Raw genomic sequence first — 3,018 nt, forward strand, 5'->3', positions numbered from 1 at the left:
CACCCTCCTCGGGAGGAGGCGTTTTCGGCGCATCGGCACTCTTCTTTTGATCGCGAGCATCTCTGGTTTGAGTATGGCAACGGCGAGCGATTCTACTGATCCATCGCCTGCGGCCGTAGAATCCCGTGCTGACCAGGCCAGTCAGCCCGGATTCCCAGCGGATGCAATCCCCGCATACCTGGTTCGGCTGCAATTGTCGGACAAGCAACAAGAGCAAATTAAGCGTGTCATTCAGGACTACGACCAGTCGATCGACGAGGTCTGGAAGCAGTTCAGTCAGCGGTATTTCCAGACAATTGCAGTCGAATGTTCTCTCCTTGCCGCCACCGAAGACAACTTCACGGAACAGCAACGGCTTCGCATCCGCGAACTTCGCCGTCGAACGGCCCAGCAGGAAACGTCTGCGACTGAAACCGAATCGCGCACCGCCCCAACGTCTGCAAAGCCCTCTGATCCTGTCGAGAAAGCCATCGAAGGAGTGGGGATCACTCTGACCCCCGAACAGGAAGCGATAGCGGAGAAATTAGAGGAGAAGTATCGCTACCACCTGCGCTCGCTTAATCGAGAGATCCATCGCTTCCACGCGCGATTGCTCTCCCTGGAAGCGGACAAACTGGTGGCGATCGAAAAGCTGCTCACCCGGGACCAGTTGTCCGAACTCCGCCAAAGCCGCCGGAACAAACCGGACGACCTGAAGCACTCCGGCTTACGAGGCAGCGCCCCTGAAACTGACCCTGTCGTCGAGAAAGAGTAAGTCGATCTCTCGCTGAATTCCCGCATCGTACCGGCCGGTTTTCTCTCGCTCATTCCTCACTCCAGCTTGGCGGAATGCGTCTTTTCCATTGGACATCGGCGCACCGAATGCAGCAGTTCGGAAATAACCAAATGCGAGTGCCCGAGGTCGCCGCCCGATTGGCTGACTTCCGCACGTTCCCGCACGTCTCCCCTATCGATGAGGATCACCTATGCGTAGAACTTACTCCGTACTGTTATTTGCAATGGTTACTACGGCGTTCGAGCCCGGGCTTTCAGGTACACAGCAGCTACGAGCTGAGGACAAAAAAACTGAGATTCCATCAGCCCCGCACGAGAAAAGCACTGACCGTCCTGCCTCGGATGACCGAGCTTCCCCTGCTTCGCAATCTGATTCCAAATCGACCAAAGCGGTCGAAGACCCTTTAACGTCGAGCGACGCGGCCTCAGAATCTGATCTTGAAGTCCGATCCGTTGGCGAATCCTTCGTTAAGGCGCTGAGTGCAGCCAAAGCGGAAGAGGCGGCGGAGTTCTTCACCGAATCGGCTGAATACGTCGATGAGCACGGTGAAGTCTTCGAAGGACGCTCAACCATCCGAGATCTCCTGGCCGAAACGTTCGCGGACGACGAAAATGGCTCGCTTGAGTTCAGCACCACCAGTGTGCGATTCATCGGCCCTGGACTCGCCGTCGAGGACGGTTACACGCTTTTCGTCCCTACTGAATTGCCAGGGGACGATGATGAAAGTGGAATCGTCGGCCGGTACACGACGGTCTACACCCGGATCGACGGCAAGTGGCAAATCGCCAGTCTGCGTAAACAGCCCTTTAAGACGAGCCGTCGCCACCGCTCCGAATTAGAACAGCTCTCATGGCTTCAGGGAGACTGGATCGACGAGAGCGACGAGTCAATCGTGCTCTTTTCGTGTGAGCCCTCAGAACGAGGAAACTTCCTGCTGCGAAAGTTTGTGATCCATGTTGAAGGTCAGGAAATCATGAATGGCACTCAGCGGATTGGCTGGGATCCGCTCACAGGGAAACTCAAAACCTGGATCTTCGATTCGGAAGGGGGCTATGCCGAGGGGTACTGGTACCGGGACGACGACTGCTGGAAATTGAAAGCGACTGGAGTCACGGCGGAAGGGGAACCTGCTTCGAGCACCAGTATCTACACCTGTGTGAACAACGACACCATCATCTGGCAGTCTGTCGACCATGAAGTGAGTGGAGTCAAACTTCCTGATAGTGATCCAGTCACGATCGTACGACGGGCACCCACACCGGATATGGCCAACTCTGCAGCGCATACCGATTCCAAATGATCAGCCCCAGGCACAGTGGCCTGAAGGACCGTTTCCAAATCATCAAGACTCAGAAAAGAAGAACTGCAATGAACACAAGCATCTGGAAAACGCTCATCGTTTGCAGCGTCATGTCCGCAGTTGCTTCCGCTGAACTGCTCGCACAAGGTGGACGTGGTGGCGGAAGACCCGGAGGAGGCCCCGGTGGCGGGGGCCCTGGTGGTGGGCCTGGGGGTCCACGTGGCGGCGGAGGAGGCCGACCGGGGGGCGGTGGCCCGCCAGGAGGTGGCGGAAACTTTGGCGGAGGCCGCGGCGGTCCGCCATCTATCCCGAGGGCGTCTGGTGGCATCCCCGGCGGTAACCCTGGTGTGAGCCGAGGTCCCGGCGGGGGGAATGTCGTCCGCCCCGGAAACGGTCCAGCGATCGGTGGGGGAAATATTGCCCGGCCGAATCCCGGCCCGAGCGGTCCTCGCTCACCGTCCTTCACCCAGCCGAACCCCGGGAACCGGCCGGGCAACATCACCAATCTTACCCCACGCCCTGGAGGCAATCCGCGCCCGGATTTCAATCGAAATAACCGGGGCAACGTCGGAAACGACTTCAGAAATCGCTTTCCCGAGGGGAATGTGGTCAACCGTCCGGGAGGCAACGTCCAGCGACCCGGAGGAACCGATCCTGGCCGCGGCGAACGATTCCGAAACGATCAGTTCGGTGATCGTCGCCAGGGCTCCTGGGTGGGTCGCAATACAATCAATATCAACAATCGTCCCATTAACCTTGGTGGTAGCAATTATCGCCCTGCCTATGCCCGTCATCCTCAGTACCGTGGTTATTGGAACGGTTACGGAGGTTATGGCGGCTTCGGACGAGGATTCGGACCGGGCTTCGGCTTTGGACCCGGTTACGGCCTGGCGGGGGGCTACGGAGGATATGGCTACGGCCCCTATGGTTGGCGAGGTCCTGG

At 58.2% G+C, this 3,018-nt stretch carries 2 protein-coding genes and 1 pseudogene; all 3 read left to right on the forward strand.

Going from position 1 to position 3,018, the window contains the following annotated elements; genetic code table 11:
* The coding region (locus tag VGE80_RS19680) for a hypothetical protein (RefSeq protein ID WP_440593847.1) at window positions 1-754 on the forward strand (754 nt) is incomplete at its 5' end.
* 211 nt (window positions 755-965) lie between these two features.
* Entirely contained in the window at window positions 966-2,075 is a 1,110-nt protein-coding gene (locus VGE80_RS19685; protein ID WP_373651388.1) for a YybH family protein, read from the forward strand.
* A 68-nt stretch (window positions 2,076-2,143) separates the two neighbouring features.
* A pseudogene (locus VGE80_RS19690) lies at window positions 2,144-3,018 on the forward strand (hypothetical protein); the annotation flags it as partial.

This window comes from Schlesneria sp. (genome assembly GCF_036405755.1).
Lineage (GTDB): Bacteria > Planctomycetota > Planctomycetia > Planctomycetales > Planctomycetaceae > Schlesneria > Schlesneria sphaerica.

What these genes read in the sequence shown, in the direction of transcription:
- VGE80_RS19685 (WP_373651388.1), top strand. Translation starts at nt 966, where the DNA reads ATGCGTAGAACTTACTCCGTACTGTTATTTGCAATGGTTACTACGGCG.